The organism is Nocardia sp. NPDC056000 (assembly GCF_042269265.1).
Taxonomy (GTDB): domain Bacteria; phylum Actinomycetota; class Actinomycetes; order Mycobacteriales; family Mycobacteriaceae; genus Nocardia.
This window is the reverse complement of the sequence record NZ_JBHJXS010000004.1, coordinates 578,665-594,861: the sequence shown is the minus strand read 5'-3', so window position 1 is coordinate 594,861 and position 16,197 is coordinate 578,665. Positions and strand designations below refer to the sequence as shown.

Annotated in this window: 24 protein-coding genes; 12 read left to right on the top strand and 12 right to left on the bottom strand. The window is 66.3% G+C overall.

The window, feature by feature from the left end; translation table 11 throughout:
- Positions 1–212: 212 nt before the first annotated feature.
- The 3 genes from ACFC4D_RS15230 (at position 213) to ACFC4D_RS15220 (ending at position 1,382) form a co-directional block, all read left to right on the top strand.
- Positions 213–650 (top strand): DUF4189 domain-containing protein, encoded by a 438-nt coding sequence (locus ACFC4D_RS15230; protein WP_364645099.1) that lies wholly within the window; start codon positions 213–215, stop codon positions 648–650.
- Between the two features lie 211 nt (positions 651–861).
- On the top strand, positions 862–1,071 hold the full coding sequence (locus ACFC4D_RS15225) for a hypothetical protein (protein WP_376063523.1): 210 nt from the start codon (positions 862–864) through the stop codon (positions 1,069–1,071).
- Positions 1,068–1,382: a hypothetical protein gene (locus ACFC4D_RS15220; RefSeq protein WP_376063521.1), complete on the top strand. Its 315-nt coding sequence runs from the start codon at positions 1,068–1,070 to the stop codon at positions 1,380–1,382. The genes ACFC4D_RS15225 and ACFC4D_RS15220 overlap by 4 nt, the downstream gene beginning before the upstream one ends.
- A gap of 165 nt (positions 1,383–1,547) precedes the next feature.
- Here the strand turns inward: ACFC4D_RS15220 and ACFC4D_RS15215 are convergent, their stop codons facing one another.
- Together ACFC4D_RS15215 and ACFC4D_RS15210 are read right to left on the bottom strand one after the other, a co-directional pair.
- The gene (locus ACFC4D_RS15215; RefSeq protein WP_376063519.1) at positions 1,548–1,838 is read right to left on the bottom strand and encodes a type II toxin-antitoxin system RelE/ParE family toxin; all 291 of its coding nucleotides are present in this window, start codon (positions 1,836–1,838) and stop codon (positions 1,548–1,550) included.
- Between the two features lie 7 nt (positions 1,839–1,845).
- Positions 1,846–2,085 carry a type II toxin-antitoxin system ParD family antitoxin gene (locus tag ACFC4D_RS15210; protein ID WP_376063516.1) on the bottom strand — a complete coding sequence of 80 codons (240 nt, stop codon included), beginning with the start codon at positions 2,083–2,085 and terminating at the stop codon, positions 1,846–1,848.
- Positions 2,086–2,306: 221 nt separating this feature from the next.
- Between ACFC4D_RS15210 and ACFC4D_RS15205 the strand changes: the two genes are divergently transcribed.
- Positions 2,307–3,680 carry a HEAT repeat domain-containing protein gene (locus tag ACFC4D_RS15205; protein WP_376063514.1) on the top strand — a complete coding sequence of 458 codons (1,374 nt, stop codon included), beginning with the start codon at positions 2,307–2,309 and terminating at the stop codon, positions 3,678–3,680.
- 22 nt (positions 3,681–3,702) lie between these two features.
- Here ACFC4D_RS15205 and ACFC4D_RS15200 read toward each other — a convergent pair whose 3' ends face one another.
- Positions 3,703–4,086, bottom strand: a complete 384-nt coding sequence (locus ACFC4D_RS15200; RefSeq protein ID WP_376063512.1) for a nuclear transport factor 2 family protein — start codon at positions 4,084–4,086, stop codon at positions 3,703–3,705.
- Positions 4,087–4,102: 16 nt separating this feature from the next.
- Complete coding sequence (locus ACFC4D_RS15195) at positions 4,103–4,639, bottom strand: MarR family winged helix-turn-helix transcriptional regulator (RefSeq protein WP_376063510.1); 537 nt, start codon at positions 4,637–4,639, stop codon at positions 4,103–4,105.
- Positions 4,640–4,762: 123 nt separating this feature from the next.
- On the opposite strand from ACFC4D_RS15195, the gene ACFC4D_RS15190 reads away from it, so the two are divergent.
- Positions 4,763–5,110 (top strand): putative quinol monooxygenase, encoded by a 348-nt coding sequence (locus tag ACFC4D_RS15190; RefSeq protein ID WP_376063509.1) that lies wholly within the window; start codon positions 4,763–4,765, stop codon positions 5,108–5,110.
- A gap of 7 nt (positions 5,111–5,117) precedes the next feature.
- Here ACFC4D_RS15190 and ACFC4D_RS15185 read toward each other — a convergent pair whose 3' ends face one another.
- Positions 5,118–5,924, bottom strand: coding sequence for a LysR family transcriptional regulator (locus ACFC4D_RS15185; RefSeq protein WP_375958299.1), 807 nt, complete (start codon positions 5,922–5,924; stop codon positions 5,118–5,120).
- Between the two features lie 68 nt (positions 5,925–5,992).
- Here ACFC4D_RS15185 and ACFC4D_RS15180 point away from each other — a divergent pair, with 68 nt between their 5' ends.
- Complete coding sequence (locus ACFC4D_RS15180; RefSeq protein ID WP_376063507.1) at positions 5,993–6,886, top strand: NAD(P)H-binding protein; 894 nt, start codon at positions 5,993–5,995, stop codon at positions 6,884–6,886.
- Between the two features lie 62 nt (positions 6,887–6,948).
- On the opposite strand, the gene ACFC4D_RS15175 is transcribed toward ACFC4D_RS15180, so the two are convergent.
- Positions 6,949–7,293 (bottom strand): hypothetical protein, encoded by a 345-nt coding sequence (locus ACFC4D_RS15175; protein WP_375958295.1) that lies wholly within the window; start codon positions 7,291–7,293, stop codon positions 6,949–6,951.
- A gap of 76 nt (positions 7,294–7,369) precedes the next feature.
- Here ACFC4D_RS15175 and ACFC4D_RS15170 point away from each other — a divergent pair, with 76 nt between their 5' ends.
- From ACFC4D_RS15170 to ACFC4D_RS15160, 3 genes are read left to right on the top strand one after another with little or no spacing between them, the layout of a single operon-like run.
- Complete coding sequence (locus ACFC4D_RS15170; protein ID WP_376063504.1) at positions 7,370–7,681, top strand: ArsR/SmtB family transcription factor; 312 nt, start codon at positions 7,370–7,372, stop codon at positions 7,679–7,681.
- A complete protein-coding gene (locus ACFC4D_RS15165) occupies positions 7,678–8,217 on the top strand; it encodes an SRPBCC domain-containing protein (RefSeq protein ID WP_376063503.1) in 540 nt (179 codons plus the stop codon). Before ACFC4D_RS15170 ends, ACFC4D_RS15165 begins: the two co-directional genes overlap by 4 nt.
- A 44-nt stretch (positions 8,218–8,261) precedes the next feature.
- Positions 8,262–8,693 (top strand): hypothetical protein, encoded by a 432-nt coding sequence (locus ACFC4D_RS15160; RefSeq protein WP_376063501.1) that lies wholly within the window; start codon positions 8,262–8,264, stop codon positions 8,691–8,693.
- Positions 8,694–9,033: 340 nt separating this feature from the next.
- Here the strand turns inward: ACFC4D_RS15160 and ACFC4D_RS15155 are convergent, their stop codons facing one another.
- From ACFC4D_RS15155 to ACFC4D_RS15135, 5 genes are read right to left on the bottom strand one after another with little or no spacing between them, the layout of a single operon-like run.
- Positions 9,034–9,576 (bottom strand): carboxymuconolactone decarboxylase family protein, encoded by a 543-nt coding sequence (locus ACFC4D_RS15155; RefSeq protein ID WP_376063499.1) that lies wholly within the window; start codon positions 9,574–9,576, stop codon positions 9,034–9,036.
- Positions 9,573–9,866: an FAD-dependent monooxygenase gene (locus tag ACFC4D_RS15150; protein ID WP_376063498.1), complete on the bottom strand. Its 294-nt coding sequence runs from the start codon at positions 9,864–9,866 to the stop codon at positions 9,573–9,575. The genes ACFC4D_RS15155 and ACFC4D_RS15150 overlap by 4 nt, the downstream gene beginning before the upstream one ends.
- 43 nt (positions 9,867–9,909) lie before the next feature.
- Positions 9,910–11,544, bottom strand: a complete 1,635-nt coding sequence (locus ACFC4D_RS15145; RefSeq protein ID WP_376063496.1) for a bifunctional 3-(3-hydroxy-phenyl)propionate/3-hydroxycinnamic acid hydroxylase — start codon at positions 11,542–11,544, stop codon at positions 9,910–9,912.
- A gap of 16 nt (positions 11,545–11,560) precedes the next feature.
- The gene (locus tag ACFC4D_RS15140; RefSeq protein ID WP_376063494.1) at positions 11,561–12,484 is read right to left on the bottom strand and encodes a VOC family protein; all 924 of its coding nucleotides are present in this window, start codon (positions 12,482–12,484) and stop codon (positions 11,561–11,563) included.
- 32 nt (positions 12,485–12,516) lie between these two features.
- Positions 12,517–13,371 (bottom strand): fumarylacetoacetate hydrolase family protein, encoded by an 855-nt coding sequence (locus tag ACFC4D_RS15135; protein WP_376063492.1) that lies wholly within the window; start codon positions 13,369–13,371, stop codon positions 12,517–12,519.
- A 119-nt stretch (positions 13,372–13,490) separates the two neighbouring features.
- On the opposite strand from ACFC4D_RS15135, the gene ACFC4D_RS15130 reads away from it, so the two are divergent.
- From ACFC4D_RS15130 to ACFC4D_RS15120, 3 genes are read left to right on the top strand one after another with little or no spacing between them, the layout of a single operon-like run.
- Complete coding sequence (locus tag ACFC4D_RS15130; protein WP_376063490.1) at positions 13,491–14,192, top strand: GntR family transcriptional regulator; 702 nt, start codon at positions 13,491–13,493, stop codon at positions 14,190–14,192.
- A gap of 16 nt (positions 14,193–14,208) precedes the next feature.
- Positions 14,209–14,967 carry a CoA transferase subunit A gene (locus ACFC4D_RS15125; RefSeq protein ID WP_376063695.1) on the top strand — a complete coding sequence of 253 codons (759 nt, stop codon included), beginning with the start codon at positions 14,209–14,211 and terminating at the stop codon, positions 14,965–14,967.
- Between the two features lie 37 nt (positions 14,968–15,004).
- Positions 15,005–15,730: a CoA transferase subunit B gene (locus ACFC4D_RS15120; RefSeq protein WP_376063488.1), complete on the top strand. Its 726-nt coding sequence runs from the start codon at positions 15,005–15,007 to the stop codon at positions 15,728–15,730.
- Here the strand turns inward: ACFC4D_RS15120 and ACFC4D_RS15115 are convergent.
- Positions 15,632–16,174, bottom strand: coding sequence for a hypothetical protein (locus ACFC4D_RS15115; protein ID WP_376063486.1), 543 nt, complete (start codon positions 16,172–16,174; stop codon positions 15,632–15,634). The genes ACFC4D_RS15120 and ACFC4D_RS15115 overlap by 99 nt on opposite strands.
- Positions 16,175–16,197: the final 23 nt, after the last annotated feature.

Sequence of the window (16,197 nt, the reverse complement as noted above, 5' to 3'; positions counted from 1 at the left end):
CCCGGCTGATGTGGCGTTCGTCGAGTCCCGAGCACGCGCTCGCCGCCCCGGCCGGACTACGGACCAGCCCCGATTTCTGACCTCATGCCTGCGCGACATTGGCGACGGCAGCCAACTCGCCGTCTATTGGTGAACGCAAACGGATTGGACATCGTCGTACCGGTCGACCAAGATCGGGCCGTACTGTAAAGCGTTGTGGGAGGGGACTTTTCTTGAAGTCGACAGCACGAAAGTACGCTGTGGTGGTCATTGCGGCGGCCGCGGTCACGGTGATGGGTGGTCCGGTCGCCAGTGCCGAGCGTGGTCCGGGTGGGTATTACGGTGCCATCGCCGCGACGACCGATATGCAGGGCGGTAGTGGTTGGGGTGCGGCGTGGAATTATCCGAGCGCGGACGCCGCTGAGCGTGACGCGATGAGCGAGTGCAATGACCGGCGCTGTGAACTGACGGTGAGCTGGTCCAATGGCTGCGGCTCGGTTGCTGAAAGCCAGGGCAAGGTGTGGCATCGTGGCGGGGTAGGGGCCACGCGGGAAGAGGCTGAGCAGAACGCGCTGAACAAGCTGCGTGAGCTGACCAACCAGCCGTCCTCGGGAAGTGTCGCGGGCACGCACGACGACGGGCACATCCTGGTCACCAAGTGCACCAACTGATCACACGGATTCCCTTGCACCGCAAGTGATCTCCCGATCCGCCAGCGCCGGGACGCGGTCCTGGCGCCGGTGCGCCGTGGCAATCGTGACTGCGCCGCAGTTTCTCTATCGACACACGGCCGATAGGTCCTCCTCATTGTCGCCGACTTCATCGGCGATTCTGTCCAGGTTGGGGTTGCCACGGTAAAGCGTGACGCTTTACCGTGGTGGCATGGCGAAACTGAACATCAGCCTCCCGGACACGACTGCCGAGGCTCTACGCGAGAGTTCGGACGGCAACGTCAGTGCCGAGATCAACCGGGCCGTTCTCCAGCGGCTCGCGGACAAGGAGTTGCGGCGCATCGCCGCGCACGAGCAGCAGAACCCACCGAAGTACAGCGATGCGGACTTGGCGCGTATCGGCATGGGCATGCCCCTTTGAGGGAACTGCGCCAGGGGGATATCTACACCATCGCCGCTGGTGACAGCTATCTGACAGTGGTGATCGTCGACGGTCAGACGCTTTTGCGTCATCGTGATGTGGCGCTTGCGGTGCCGGTGGTCGATGCGCGCGAGATGCCGAAAGACCTGCGGATCTTCTCGATTGGCTGGGATGAGGGCCGCGTGCTCGCGGTGCACCGGTTCATTCCCTGCGTGCGAGCAGTGTTGGAGGCCGGAAGCTACGACGGCACGGCGTCCTCGGAGATGCTCGACTTCATCAAGATGGTGCTCGCCGTCAGGTTCGATCTCTGACGCCAGGGGCATCCGATCGATGGGCGAGTGCGCTGCGGTCCCGCCACCGGAACGCGACGCGACCGGGCTGCCTGGTCGCGGTTGCGGGCGATGCCTTGTCCCGCGCGTGCGAAATCAGGGTCGGGAGTTCGGGGTGGTGCGATCGCGGTGCGGATCGGGTGTAGTTCAGAGGTGGCGGTCAACGTCCATTCGTTGATGCAGGATGCGCACGATGTCCGCCGCGCCGTCGGTGAGCCGGTAGAACAGCACATGTGATCCGGCGGGGAGCTTGCGGTAGCCGGGTCGAATTTCGTCACATTCGCGCCCGATGCGGGGGTCTGCGGCAGCGCGTTCGATCGCGTGTTGCAGTGCTCGGATGTAGTCCTCGGCCCGGGCGAGGTCCCAGCGGCTACGGGTGTAGTCGTAGATCTCTTCGAGGTCGGTTTGGGCTGCGGGGGAGAGAAGGTAGCGACTCACCGGGCGTTTACTGCTCGTCGCGCTTGCGTGTCAGGAAGCTGTCGAAGTCGAAGGGGGTGGAGGCTCCGCTGCGTTCGCCGTCGTCGAGCGCACCGCGTAAAGCGTTGAGCTGAGTTTCGCGGTCTTCGAGCATGCGCAGTCCCGCCCGCACGACGTCGCTGGCCGAGCGGAATCGGCCCGACCGGACCTGCGCTTCGATGAACTCGTGGTAATGCGCGTCGAGACTGAATGACGTGTTCCTGCCCATCGAACGATAATACCAATCATTGGTAACAGCGGCGCTTCTATGGCGACCCGTAGCAAAACAAGGTCGGGTGGCACCGACGCGGCCTCCGGTATATCCCTCGGCCACCCGCTTCACGAGCCAGCGGCCACACAGCGCTCACGTCGTTTGTCGGTGCCCTGTGGCACGGTGCTGGGCAGACCATCCGTTGCAGGACAACGCATTTCGAAAGGTTTCGATATCACGTGAGTATCGACGATGCCATCGCGGAGCTCGAGTCGGCCGAGGAGCATCGCCGACAAGCGGCCGTGCGGACACTGATCGGCGCCGGCCGCCAGGCGATACCGGCCATGTTGCGCGGGCTGCGCGAGTCCGATTCGACGAGCACGGCCGATGCGTGCGCGCGGGTGCTGACTGGGCTCGGCCCGTTGGCCTACCGGCCGCTGGTGGAGTTGCTGGCGGGAATGCGAGCCGAGCCTGGTGCGGCCGCCATCGCTGCCCGCCTCGAGTCCCGTCTGTGCCGACTGCTGGGGCTCGCCACTCTCGACCAGGCGATCGAATACTCCGAGGGTATCCGGGTCGGCGCGGAATACTCGCCGCGCTATCGAGTTGCCTGCGATATCGGTGACAACGGCCGAACCGAATACGGTTTCGTGCTCGCGGCATTGCTCGACGATGAGGAAGACAACGTGCGCAAGGCCGCGGCGCGTTCTTTCGCCGCGTTGGGCACCGACGTGGCTCCGCTGCTGCGCCGGATCCGGCGATCACCGCTTCCGGCACGGCACATGGCGTTGCAGGCACTGGCTGAAATCGGCTGGCACACTCTCGATTCGGAGGATCTGAGGCTGCTGCATCGGTTTGTCACGAGCGAATCCGCCCGCGAGGCCCCGTTGAACCCCGTCGTGATGAAATCTCTCTGGTGGGCACTACCGACCGGGGATCAGGGCGCGGTGCTCGAGGCGTTCGGGCTTTCGGATCCGGTTCCGGCGACCATCGCGATGGGACGGGCCGTGGCCAAACGGAACGGCAGCATCAACGAGTTGGACTTCGAACGCGTCTACGTCAGTGCCGCTCTGGACGGGTGGACGCTGGTGTTCGGTGACCCGACCTCGCACATTCCCCGCGATGAACAGCGGATTCGCGAGTACCTGGACGACGAATTCACACGGGGGCTCTTCGAATTGCATTGCGATGATATGAAAGAACGTGTGCTGGAACGTGTGGCACGCCCCTCCATCGATGAGCGTTGCGCTGAGCTGAGCAGCCAGTTCGGGGCGGCGCACTATTACAAGAACTCCGACGCCTACGACTGGGGTGGCTGGTGTATCGCCGAGAACGGCGAGATTCTCAGAAGGGCATACCGCGGAGATGATCTCTGCGATCTGGATCTCGAGGGCGATCCGCATCCCTCCGAGCAGGGGCTTGAACTGGAGTCGGTGGGCGTGAGCCGGATCGCCGACAGTGCGTCGGTGGGACCTCGCAGTCTCGGTCCGGACTCTCGGGTGACCGGGCACGGGGTTCTCGCGTTGACCGCGCGTGGCCGCGAGGTCGGTGGACATCGCGGATCGCTACCGCTGACCCTCACCGCGTATGCGCCCTCGATACGACCACTGGGTTGATCGCCGCGTCATTGCTGCCCGCTCAGTGCTTTTCGAGGTTCGCGGCGGACATGATGGCGTGCCAGGGGGTCGGGTCGAAGATCAGCTCGATTTCGGTGATGCGGCCGTCGTGGAGGCGGAAATGCTCTGCGGTGCGCTGGATTCCGGCGGGGGAGTTGGTGTGCAGGTGGTAGATCAGTACGGCGTCGGTGTCGGTGTAGAGCTCGGTGATCATCTCGACATGGTCGGTGATGTGGACGAGCTGCTCGATTCCGGTGAGATGGCCTGTGGGACTGTTGGATTCGATGAATGGGCTGCGGAAGGAGAAGTCCGGCGCCAGCTGTTCGGCCGCGGCGGGGATGTCGGCGCGCAAACGTGCGCGGTGGTATGCCTGGACGATGTCGCGAGTGGGTGGGGTGGTGGGCATGGTTCTCCTTGTGGCGCTAGGACGTTGGGGGTTCGGAGTTGTCGAGGTAGTGCTGGATTCGGCGTTGGTTCTGCACTACTCGCAGGGACAGGTGGCGTAGCTGGGCGAGGTCGTCGGGGGTGAATCCGGCGAAGATGGCGGCCATGGCTCGGCGGGTGGGTTCGCGGAAGGATTCGAGCCATTCGTGGCCGGCCGGGGTGATGGAGACACGGACGCCGCGTCGATCGTGCGGGTCGGGGGTGCGTTCGGCCAGGTCTTTGGCGGCGAGGGTGTCGACCAGGCCGGTGATATTGCGGGAGCTGACTCCGCACATTCGCGCCAGTTCTCCGATGCTCAGGTCGTGATCGGAAACCGCCAGTCGTCCAAGGACATCCAGGGCTCCGGTGCTGAGTCCGCGGCCGCCCGCGCCGCTGGTTCGCAGCTTGTCCACGGCTTGCCAGGCCAGTCGCAGCGCGGCGGCGGCTTCCATCGCGCTGTCTTGCCCGTCAGCGAGTATGTGCATCGACTGCCGGACGCCGGGGTCGTAGATGAGGCCGTCGTCGCCGCTGGCCATGCCCGAATCAGAAGTATGTACGTCATTCATTATGAATGACTACGCTATTGGCTCGGCGACCGTGCCGCAACCCGAAGTCGCACAGCCCGTTGATCTTCGGCTGTCGCGTTGGTGGAATGGGGCATGAGCTTTTTCGTGCGCGCGCGGTTCGATGTCCGGGAAGGTCGGCAGGCGGAGTTCGAGGAGGCCGCGCTCGCCCTGCGTACGCAGGCGGCCGGGGAGCCCGAAACCCTCACGTACCGATGGTTTTCCGCGGTGCCGGGCAGCTACGTGGCCCTCGAGGAGTATGTCGATTCCGATGCCGCGCAGGCACATAACGAGCGGGGCGCCAAATGGCTCGAGAGCGTGTTCGACTGCGCTGAGCTGGTGTCGGCCGAGATCTACGGCCCGACGGGAGCATGGCTGCGCGAGTGGGCGGCCGAGCGGCCACAGGTGACGCTGTTCCCGGAATTCGGTTCCGAGACCGCGTAATCCACGCCTAACGGCGCAGCATCGCCAGGGCGATATCGAGGAATTCGCTCACCAGCTTGTCGCGGTTGTCCGCGGCCACGACCAGGCAGGTTTCGGTGCCGGGGGCGTCGGTGACCGGGCGGTGCGCCAGGTCGGGGCGGACGTAGGCGCGGGCGACGCTGACCGGGACCAGCACCAGTCCGTGTCCCGAGGCGACGAGTTCGAACTTCTCCTCCAGCGAGGTGGTCTTGCGTTTGGCGATATCGAGCATCGGCTCGGTGTCGAGGTCGGCCATGGTGAGTTCGGTGCGCGCGGCCAGCGGGTGCGCGGCGGGCATGCATACGACCCGGGGTTCGATATCGACCGGGATGACACGCATCCCGGATTCGTCGAAAGGCCGTCGCAGATAACCGATTCGGGCGCGGCCGTCGCGCAGTGGCGCGTCGCCTTCGCGCCAGCGCGCCGGGACCACGTCGGTCTCGACCTCGGGGTGGCGCCGGGAGAATTCCCGGATCGCTTCGGAGACATGGAGTCCGGTGGAGAAGGCGACCACCAGTCGGCGCACGCCGAGGTCGGCATCCTGCACGCGCCGCACGGCGGTGTCGACGGTGTCGAAGATCCGCTGTGCCTCGCGGTAGAGCTGTTCCCCGGCGGCGGTCAGCTCCACGCTGCGGGTGGTGCGCACCAGCAGTTCGCAGTCGAGCTCGTGCTCGAACGCCTTGATCTGACGGCTCAGGACGGGCTGGGCGATGAACAACTTGTCCGCGGCCCGGCCGAAATGCCTATGCTCGGCCACCGCGGCGAAGTAGCGGAGCTTGCGCAGATCCAGATCCATACCCTCAGGGTATCAATTGATGGAAAGGGTCTTGGACGGCGCGGGGGTTCTCTCAGCAGACTCGAATCATGATCGTCATTACCTCTCCCACCGGGAGCATCGGCAGTCAAGTCCTGCGCAACCTGCTCGAAAACCCTACTCACACTGAGGAATTGCGCGTCATCGCGCGCGATCCCGACAGGCTCCCCGCGCAGGTTCGCGCTCGCGCGGAGATCGTCACCGGATCACATCGCGATCCCGACACCGTGGACCGCGCCTTCGCCGGCGCGGACGCGGTGCTGTGGCTCATCCCGCCGGATATGCGGGCCCCGAGCCTGGAGGCCGCGTTCTCCGGATTCACCCGCGCGGCGGCGAAGGCGTTCACCGCTCACCGGGTCGGGCACGTTGTCGGGATTTCGGCGTTGGGTCGCGGGACTCCCGTGGCCGGTACCGCCGGGCATGTGACGGCGTCGCTGGCGATGGACGATCTCATCGCGAGCACGGGGGTGGCCTATCGGGCGCTGGCGAACCCGTCCTTCATGGATAACCTGCTCTGGCAGGCGATCTCGATTCGGGACGCGGGCGTCTTCACCGGCACCACGCCCGCCGACTTCGCGGCGCCGATGGTCGCCACACGCGATATCGCCGCCGCGGCCGCGCGCCTGCTCGTGGACCGCTCCTGGTCCGGTACCGGCGAGGTCGCGCTGCTGGGGCCGCAGGATCTGTCGCCGAACGATATGGCGCACACGCTCTCTGAGGTGCTCGGTCGCGAAATCCGATATGAGCGGGAGTCTCTCGACGACTTCCGCGCCACTCTCGCCGCGCAAGGGGCCAGCGGGGCGATCGCGACCGCGTTTGTCGACATGATGCGTGCCAAGAATGAAGGCTTGGACAACGGCGTAGTGCGCACCGCGGCGACCGCGAGCCCGACGAGCTTTCGCCAATGGTGCGAATTGGTTCTCGTCCCGGCCCTGCAGGGCTGAACTTCGCGGGCGCTGGCGAACGCCCTTGCGTTCGGCGAGCCGATGTCGCCGACGCTCGGATGTCAGTGCTGCAGTTCGGGAATGGGCTGCTCTTCCAGGACGACGATCTCGCACTGTTCGGCCCAGTGCAGGTGGTGGTGATCGCCGACCAGCTCGAGCGCCTCGTCCATGGACTCGGCCTGCAGGATGGACATGCCGATCACGCCGCTGTCGGTCTCGGAGGTGCCCGTCGGGGTGATGCGGCGGGCGTTGCCGAGTGGCTTGCCGCCGTCGACGAGGCCGGTGCCGATGCGCCGGCTCCACTCGACCCACAGCTGCATGCCTTCCGCGGCTTCGGCGGGTGTGGCCTGGGCGAATCGTTGCGCGACCGACAGGGGCGCGAGGTACAGGACTATGTATCGCTTCATGGTCCGGAACGATAGGTGACCAAAAGGTCACATGTCAACGGTCATGTGACCTTTTGGTCTCGTATAGGGTGGGGGTGTGGACGAGGACGCGGTGTTCAAGGCGCTGGCCGATCCCACCCGGCGGCATCTGCTGGACGCGCTGTTCGCCCGGGACGGGCAGACGCTGACCGAGCTCGAAACCGGGGTGGAGATGACCCGGTTCGGCATCAGCAAGCATTTGCGCCTGCTCGAGGATGCGGGCCTGGTGACCGTGGTGCGCAGCGGACGCCAGAAGTTGCACTATCTGAACCCCGTGCCGATTCGGCTGATCCACGATCGCTGGATCGACAAATTCACCGAGCAGCAGATCACCGCGCTGGCCGATCTGAAGAAGGATCTGGAATCGTGAGCCTGGACGATATCCGCTCGCGTGCCCGCCCGGAGACGACCCAGATCCATCGCGTCATCATTGCCGCACCGGCGCAACGCATTTGGGCCGCGATCACCGATCCCGAGTGGACCGTGCGCTATGGCTTCGGCGGCCGCAGCGTCATCGAACCTCGAATCGGCGGGGCCTTCACGGTTTTCGCGCCCACCGGGCCCCGGCCGATCGACGCTGACCCGGTGATCATCATTCGTGGCACGGTGACCGACTACGATCCGCCGACGCTGCTGGCCGCGCGCATCCGGTTCCTGGGCGATGAGAATCTCGTCGCGGAACCGGAAACGTACCTGCGCTACGAAATTCGTGACCGCGGCGATGATACGTGCGCCCTCACGATCATCCATGACGTCTCCGGCGCCCCGCTGATCTCGGTCCTGATCTCCGGCGACCTCGAGCCCGAAGGCTTCGGCGGCGGTTACCCCTTCATGCTCAGCGACCTCAAATCCCTCCTGGAGACCGGTCACTCGCTTCCGGTGAGCCGCCCCGGCCGCAAGGACTGATCCACCTGGCACGAAACCCGGTGTGGTGTGCCAGGATTCCCCCGGTGTCCCTCGAATTCTTCAACGGCCTGTCCGGCACGTTGCGCATCACCCTCACCGAGCCTCCCGAGCCCATCTCGCCGACCCTGTCGAACCAGCGCGCCACCGCAACGGCCGAGATCGCCGACATGACTCTCGCGGTACAGGTGTGGCACGAGGACAACGCGGACTTCCGCGACCCCACCGCCGACGAACTGCAGCAGGTGGCGCTGACCACGCCCGAACTCACCCTGCGCGGCCTGGGAGACCCGGTCACCCACCGCGCTCCCAACGGCCAATGGTTCACCGTCGCGGATCTGCTCGACGCGATCGTGCAGACCGAACGCGCCACCCGGCACCACACCTCCTGGTTCGACGGAATCGACGTGCACCACATCTTCTTCGAAGGCATCGGGTTCGGCAGCGATGGAGTCGGAGAGATCTACTGGGGGTCGTGAGCGGTCACGCATGGATCGGCCGGCGACACCGATCCCGAAGGCTCGGACCGTGCGGGCGATCGCGGGTTGTATCGAGGCCGGTGAGGGTTCCCAGCCAATTGCCAGGCTCGGCAGGGGATTTAGTGAGGTCGGGGGCGCGAGAGTGGTCGTGTCGGTCGTGGTGCGACCGGCCGGGCATCGTGGTGTTCGACTCCGCAGGAAGCGGTGCCCGTTAAGAGTCGGCGGATCGATGTCGCACTGCCCGTGACGTTCGCCGTGCTCGATGAGTGGCCGGGTGGGATGCCGCCTTGCCCGGCCACTTCGGAGTCGACCCTGCAGGCGAATGCCGTTGTGTGAGTAGTTAATCGCGGAGTTCGGGTGCGCCGATGCCGAAGATGCCCATGAGTTGGGACAGGGTTCGGTAGTAACCGGCGAGCGTTGTCACCTCGATGACCGAGGCTCGGTCCAGGATGTCGGTGGCGGGTAGGTCGGCGGGGGTGGTGAGGGGGTGGGTGGTGAGTTGTGCGGACAGGGTGGCGATCGCTTGTTCTCGGGGGTCGGGGGTGGTGAAGGTTCCTTCGTGCAGGGCGGTGAGTTCGGTGTCGGTCAGGCCGATGGCGCGGCCGACGGCTTCGTGGGCGTGGCGTTCGAAATCGCTTGCGGTGCAGCGAGCTACGGTGAGGATGGCGATTTCGCGTTCGCGGGCGGTCAGGGCGGTGTGGTAGCGCAGGGCGGCGCCGAGTTCTTGCAGGGGGCCGCCGATGTCGGGGACTTCGACCATGAGACCGAAGGGCCCTTGAAGGTGGCCTTGCGCGTCGAGCAGGGGGAAGTGCTGGGGGCCGGTGGAGCGTTGGCCGTGCACGATGGCCTGGTAGACCGCGCGTTGCTGGGGTGTCAGGGTCATGGTTGTGCAACGTACCGGCGGGCGGTGGTCAGGTAGCTGCGGCCCTGGGCGTCCTTGGAGGTGACGGTGATTCGGACGCCGTTGTCGTCGACGGCGGTGACTTCGCGGCCGAAGCGGATGTCGATTCCGTGTTCCCCGGCCCAGGCGGGCACGGGGGAATTCGGGTCGAGGGGGTGTTTGTCCAGGATGCGGACACGGGCACCGCGGGAGGCGATCTCGGCGGCCGCGGTGAGGCCGGGCGGGTCGGCGCCGACGACAATGACATCGACGTCGAAGGTGTGGTAGCCCATGATGTTTCTCCTGTCGATAGGACGGGCTCGGAAGGGTCCGGCGCTACCGGGACTCTGTGGGGCTGGGGTGCAGGAGTTCGGCGAGGGCTCCGGTGACCGGGGCGGTGGTGCGGTAGGCGGGGCGCAGGTGGGCGCGGAGTTCGTCGATGAGGTCGCCGAGGGCGGGTGGGGTGGGGGCGCTTGCGTAGAGGTAGAAGTCGGGGCGCAGGATGGCCGCGACGGCGTGGTGTTCGCGGAGCCAGGGCAGGTAGGCGTTGTCGAGGTCGGCGAAGGTGCCGTAGCGGCCGTCGGTGCTCAATTGCAGGACGGTGGCTTCGATTTCGTCGAGGAAGGCCCACTGATCGTCGGTGAGGACGATATCGGCGACGGGGCCGTCGGTGAGGATTTTGAAGCCGGACCCGGCGATATCGTCGAGCAGGCCGATGGCGTGGCCTTGGGAGATGCGGTGCTGGGGGACGAGTTGGCCGACGCCGGGGGCCAGGGTGCCGTCGGGTTCGCGGTGCAGTACGCCGTGGCCCAGCACCGGTGGTGCGCCCGCGGGCAGGACCCGGGCGGGATCGGCGTCACCGGCGATCATGCGCAGATCGCGTTGTGCGGCAACGTGTTCGTCCAGAACGCAGATGACTTCGCCCAGGGCGATGGACATCTCGATCGCGTGGCGCACGTGCGCGGAGCGTTCGGTGGAGTAGGTGTCCAGCAGTGCCGGGTCGGCGATGTTGTGCAGGACCAGGTTCAGTTTCCAGGACAGGTTCAGCGCATCGCGCAGACCCGAGCACATGCCCTGTCCGGCGAACGGCGGCATGAGATGCGCGGCGTCCCCGGCCAGCAGTAGTCGTCCCGCGCGCCAGGTGTCCACGCAGCGGGCTTGGAAGGTGTAGACGGTGTGGCGTTCGATGCCGGTGTTGGCGGGGGTGCGGCCCCACGGCTCGAGCAGTCGCCATGCCGTCTCGGTGGTGTTGAGGTCGGCGACGGTTTCGGTGGGCAGGCGCATGAATTCCCACCGCCGCCTGCCGGGTCCGCCCGAGACGATGGTGGTGGGGCGGACCGGATCGCACAGTTGCCAGTTCATCGGCGACCAGCGCAGATCGTCGTGCGGGAGGGTGTCGACGATGAGCCAGTCGAAGAAGAAGCCCAGATCGGTGATCGGCACGCCCATGGCGCGGCGCACGAAACTGTTCGCGCCGTCCGCGCCGATCACCCAGCGCGCGGCGAACACTCGCTCGCCGTCGGCGCTGCCCGCGGTGATCTCGACGTGTTCGCCATGTTCGGCGTGGTCGATGACCTCGTGCCCGCGCAGCACGGTGACCGAGGAGATCCCCTCCGCAACCTCGGCCAGCACCCGTTCGAGGTCGGGCTGAGAGAAGAAATTGGCTGTGGGCCAGCCGCTTTCGCCGGTGCCGCTCCAGTCGATGCGCAGCAGCGACTCTCCAGCGCGGTTGCGCCATTCGTAGAAGTCGGGCACCGGATCGGTGATGGCCATGACCTGCTCGGCGACGCCGGCGGCTTGGAAGATGCGCCCGATCTCGTGATCGAAGTGCACCGCACGGGGTTTGGGGTAGGGCTCGGGCCAGCGTTCCAGGACCAGCACATCGTGACCTTGGCGGCCCAGCAGGATGGCCAGGAGTTGTCCGACCGGGCCGAAGCCCACTACGGCCACATCGTGAATCTTGTTCGGCATCAGTGGTTCTCCCCGTTCAGCCCGCGTGGTGGGCGCCGGTCATGAGGGCCGCGAGGTCCTCGGGATGCAGGAACGACGGCGGGGGCGGGGGTCCCCAGTTGAACAGCCCTTGCGCGCCGTCGAAGACCTCGGGTTTCCACAGTTGGTCATCGACGATGGCGTCCATATCGGAGTAGTACTCGCTGAAGTTCCCGGCCGGATCCTTGAGGTACCAGAAGAAATTCGAGCCCGCGTGATGACGGCCCAGACCCCAGACGTGGCGTTCGGGATTGCCGTCGAGCATGGCGGTGGCCCCGCGCCCGACCTCGTCGATGTCCTGGACCTGCCAGGAGGTGTGGTGCAGAAAGTTCACCGGGGCGCGCAGCACCAGCACGTTGTGGTGATCGGTGGAGCAGCGCAGGAACGCGCCCTCACCCTTGATCTCGTCGCTGAGTTTGAAACCCATTCCCTCGCACAGGAATCGGCGGGTGGCCTCGTAGTCGACCGAGCCCATCACCACGTGCCCGAGCTTGCGCGGGCGCACCGGCCCGGTACGCAGCACCCCGGGTGCGCGGGCCCCGACACGTTCATAACGACCGGGTCCGTTGTAGGCGGTGGCGGGGGTTTCGGGTTGGGTGAGCCGCGCGGCCACACGCACCACGGCGGTGAATCCGGCGATCGGTTCCACGGTGGTGAGCGCGTCGAGGGTGCGGGTCACCGGCAGATCCAGGCGGCGCAGGCGCGCGGCGATGGCGTCGAGATCATCGGGATCGTCTGCGCCCAGGGTGATTTCGACCAGCCGCCGGGTGGGCGTGCACACCAGGCGCAGCTGGTCGCCGCCGTCGCGGGTGCCCAGCCAGCCGTCGGGGCGCGGGGCGAGGCCGAAATCGGTGTAATAGTCGCGGGTGGTGTTCGGGTCGGGCACCCCGATGGTGACCGAGGACAGTGCGTGCAGCGCCATGGTCCGGCTCCTTCGAAAAGCGGTGTGCGGGTTCAGTGCTCGGCGACCATGACGTGCCGCATCTGCCCGACGCCGCGCACGTAGCTGACCAGTTCGTCCCCGGGGGCCAGATAGCGTTCGGGGGTGCGGCCCAGGCCCACGCCCGCGGGGGTGCCGGTGAAGATGACATCGCCGGGGCTCAGCGCGGTGATGGCGGACAGGCGCGCGATGAGCTCGCCCACGGGGAAGACCATGTCGCGGGTGCGGCCCTTCTGCATCTGCTCACCGTTGATCAGGCAGCCCAGTTCGATGTCGTCGGGATTGTCGAACTCGTCGGGGGTGACCAGCAGCGGGCCGATGGGGCCGAAGCCGGGGAAGGACTTGCCCATGCTGAATTGCGGTGCCGGGCCCACGCGCTGGCGGTCGCGTTCGGAAAGGTCCTGTCCCACAGACAGTCCCGCGACATACGCCCAGCCGTCGGCGGCGGCGACCCGGTGGGCGGGGCGACCGATGACGACGACGAGTTCGACCTCCCAGTCGACCTTGCCCGGGGGCAGGGTGACGGTGCCGTAGGGCCCGGCAAGGCACGAGGCGAACTTGGTGAACACCGGCGGCTCGTCGGGCACCGCGAACGCGGATTCGGCGGCGTGGTCGGCGTAGTTGAGGCCGATGGCGAAGATCTGGCGTGGCGCGGGGGCGGGATTGCCGAACGACTCGGGCGCGATATCGGCCAGTGGCACACCGGGATCGGCGTCGAGGTCCGCGCAGAACCGCACCAGCTCGTCCCAGCGCGCGTAGGCGTCCGCGATCGCGGGACCGAAGGTGCCACCGCTGGCCTGCTCGATATCCACGACCCGGTCGGCGGTGGTGACCAGGGACAGTCGATCGGAAATGGTGGCGAATCGCACGAGGGAACTCCTGTTTCGAGAATGCGGCCCGAACCGGGCCTGTGCACTGGATCACTTTCGAAAGTAGACGTATAGTTTCGATTCTGCAAGATTGTTTCGTATAGTGATACCGTGCTTGCATGGCGAAGAGTGGCGGAACGACCCGTACCGATGGCATCTACCAGGCGTTACGAGCCGACATCCTGGGCGGACGCCTGGTACCGGGCGAGCGGCTGAAATTCCCCGACCTGTCCGAGCGGTACAAGGTCAGCGTCGGGGCCACCCGTGAGGCGCTGACCAAGCTGACTGCCGAGGGATTGGTGAGCACCAAAGCCCATCAGGGCTATGTGGTGCGTCCGCTCTCGCATCAGGATCTGGCTGATCTGACCCAGGCCCGCGTCGAGGTCGAATCGCTCGTGCTCAAGCTCTCGGTGCAGGACGGTGATCTGCAATGGGAATCCAATGCCGTTGCCGCACACCATCTGCTCGAGCGCACCCCGTTCCGGGACGCGGCCGATCCGGACCATCCCACCGATGAGTGGTCCGCCGCGCACGCGGCGTTCCATATCGCGTTGCTCAACGGCTGCGGCAATCGCCGCCTGCTCGAGACCGCGCGGGCGCTGCGCCAGGAGGCCGAGCTGTATCTGCAGTGGTCGGTCTCGTTCGGCAATGAACCCGACCGGGATCTGCCCGCCGAGCATCGCGCGCTGCTCGAGGCCGCGGTGGGCCGCGATCCCGCACTGGCGCAAGAGCTTTTGCGCGATCACATCGCGCACACCGCGCAGCTGTTGATCAGTTGCGCACCCGATCAACCGAATTCGGCGGAGGCCGATATCGAGTAGAAGGAGAACGTCCGTGATGGACAAGACGATCACCGATCCGGCGGCCGCGATCGCCGATATCGCTCACGGGGCATCGCTGGCCGTAGGTGGTTTCGGATTGTGCGGTATCCCCGAAACACTCATCGAGGCACTCGAATCGGCCGGGGTGGGCGATCTGGATGTCGTGTCCAACAATTGCGGAGTCGACGACTGGGGGCTGGGACGACTGCTCTCCGCCGGGCGGATCCGGCGGGTCACCGCCTCCTATGTCGGGGAGAACAAGGAATTCGCGCGCCAGTACCTGGCCGGTGAGCTCGAAGTGGAGTTGACTCCGCAGGGCAGCCTCGCCGAGCGCCTGCGCGCCGGAGGGTGCGGGATCCCCGCGTTCTACACCCCCGCGGGACTGGGCACACCGGTCGCCGACGGCTCGATGCCGTTGCGCTACAGCGCCGATGGCTCGGTGGGCGTGCACGCTCCCGCCAAGGAAGTGCGCGCGTTTCAGGGCCGCGACTACATCCTCGAACACGCGATCACCACCGACTACGCGCTGGTGCACGCCGCGATCGGCGACCGGCACGGCAATCTCGTATTCCATGCCTCGGCAGGCAATTTCAATGCCCTGTGCGCCATGGCGGGAAAGATCACCGTCGCCGAGGTGGAGCGACTCGTCGAGCCGGGGGAGATCCCGGCCGATCAGGTGCATGTGCCCGGGGTCTTCGTGCAGCGCGTGGTGCCGGTCGCGGCCACCGTCAAGCGCATCGAGAAACTGACTGTGCGCCAGCCGATTCCGGCCTGAGCGCCCCTATCCACCGACACACATTCGAGGAACACCCATGCCCTGGACCCGCCATGAGATGGCTGCTCGCGCCGCCGCCGAACTCGTCGACGGCCAATACGTCAACCTCGGGATCGGGCTGCCGACCCTGGTCCCCAACTATGTCCCCGACGGCATCACCGTGGTGCTGCACAGTGAGAACGGCATCCTGGGCGTCGGACCGTATCCGATTGCCGGACAACAGGATCCGGATCTGATCAATGCCGGGAAGGAAACGGTCACCCTGCGTCCGGGCGCGAGCTATATCGATTCGGCGCTCTCGTTCGGGATCATTCGCGGCGGGCATCTGGATGTGGCGATCCTGGGCGCGATCCAGGTCTCGGCCACGGGTGATCTGGCCAACTGGTCGATCCCGGGCAAGATGATCAAGGGGATGGGCGGGGCCATGGATCTGGTGCACGGCGCGCGCCGGGTGATCGTGCTGACCGAGCACACCGCCAAGGACGGCACGCCCAAGATCGTCGAGCAGTGCACGCTGCCGTTGACCGGGGTGGGCGTGGTGCATCGCATCATCACCGACCTGGCCGTGCTGGAGGTGACCGAAAGCGGTTTGGTCCTGGTCGAACTCGCCCCCGAGGTCACCGAAGAGCAGGTCCGTGCCCGCACCGGCGCCGCGGTGCGCACCTCAGACCATGGCGCGCACATGGACGGTGACCGCGGTATCGGTACCGGTGATCAGCACGGTGCGGGCCGCACGCAACTCGCTCAGGAGCAACTGTTGTGAGGCGGCGCAGTCGATGCCGAGTTCTGATGCCACCCCGAGGAGAGAGCGGGCCGCAAGGTCAGCGCAGGTGACGGGTCGAGCGGCGGGTTGGTCGGCGGTCTCGGGCGGCTGGGCCCGGAACACTGTTGGGTAACGGTCGAATTCGGCGGCCGGGCCGGAGAACGACCCTCGATAGGAGCAGGTATTGAGGGTTGTCCCGACATTGCAGATCGTGGTCATCCGCACCAGTGGCCAATTGTCGGGGATGTGCAGGTGGAAGTATCGGGCCAGATCGGCTCTGGCTTGACCATCGGACAGTTCGGTCGTCACATACTTGTCGTCGACCGTCACGTCGAGTTTGGACAGCATCGACACACAGCCTGTGACAACAACTGCCATCACCAGCGCGAACAGTGCCGCCACCCCGACGCAGGTGTATGCCAGTGCCCTGGCTCGGCGTCGCATCACCGCACCGGTCGACACATGCT

What these genes read in the sequence shown, in the direction of transcription:
- ACFC4D_RS15225 (WP_376063523.1), top strand. Translation starts at nt 862, where the DNA reads ATGGCGAAACTGAACATCAGCCTCCCGGACACGACTGCCGAGGCTCTA.
- ACFC4D_RS15210 (WP_376063516.1), bottom strand. Translation starts at nt 2,085, where the DNA reads ATGGGCAGGAACACGTCATTCAGTCTCGACGCGCATTACCACGAGTTC.
- ACFC4D_RS15200 (WP_376063512.1), bottom strand. Translation starts at nt 4,086, where the DNA reads ATGCCCACCACCCCACCCACTCGCGACATCGTCCAGGCATACCACCGC.
- ACFC4D_RS15195 (WP_376063510.1), bottom strand. Translation starts at nt 4,639, where the DNA reads ATGGCCAGCGGCGACGACGGCCTCATCTACGACCCCGGCGTCCGGCAG.
- ACFC4D_RS15190 (WP_376063509.1), top strand. Translation starts at nt 4,763, where the DNA reads ATGAGCTTTTTCGTGCGCGCGCGGTTCGATGTCCGGGAAGGTCGGCAG.
- ACFC4D_RS15185 (WP_375958299.1), bottom strand. Translation starts at nt 5,924, where the DNA reads ATGGATCTGGATCTGCGCAAGCTCCGCTACTTCGCCGCGGTGGCCGAG.
- ACFC4D_RS15180 (WP_376063507.1), top strand. Translation starts at nt 5,993, where the DNA reads ATGATCGTCATTACCTCTCCCACCGGGAGCATCGGCAGTCAAGTCCTG.
- ACFC4D_RS15175 (WP_375958295.1), bottom strand. Translation starts at nt 7,293, where the DNA reads ATGAAGCGATACATAGTCCTGTACCTCGCGCCCCTGTCGGTCGCGCAA.
- ACFC4D_RS15155 (WP_376063499.1), bottom strand. Translation starts at nt 9,576, where the DNA reads ATGACCCTGACACCCCAGCAACGCGCGGTCTACCAGGCCATCGTGCAC.
- ACFC4D_RS15150 (WP_376063498.1), bottom strand. Translation starts at nt 9,866, where the DNA reads ATGGGCTACCACACCTTCGACGTCGATGTCATTGTCGTCGGCGCCGAC.
- ACFC4D_RS15145 (WP_376063496.1), bottom strand. Translation starts at nt 11,544, where the DNA reads ATGCCGAACAAGATTCACGATGTGGCCGTAGTGGGCTTCGGCCCGGTC.
- ACFC4D_RS15140 (WP_376063494.1), bottom strand. Translation starts at nt 12,484, where the DNA reads ATGGCGCTGCACGCACTGTCCTCGGTCACCATCGGGGTGCCCGACCCG.
- ACFC4D_RS15130 (WP_376063490.1), top strand. Translation starts at nt 13,491, where the DNA reads ATGGCGAAGAGTGGCGGAACGACCCGTACCGATGGCATCTACCAGGCG.
- ACFC4D_RS15125 (WP_376063695.1), top strand. Translation starts at nt 14,209, where the DNA reads ATGGACAAGACGATCACCGATCCGGCGGCCGCGATCGCCGATATCGCT.
- ACFC4D_RS15120 (WP_376063488.1), top strand. Translation starts at nt 15,005, where the DNA reads ATGCCCTGGACCCGCCATGAGATGGCTGCTCGCGCCGCCGCCGAACTC.
- ACFC4D_RS15115 (WP_376063486.1), bottom strand. Translation starts at nt 16,174, where the DNA reads ATGCGACGCCGAGCCAGGGCACTGGCATACACCTGCGTCGGGGTGGCG.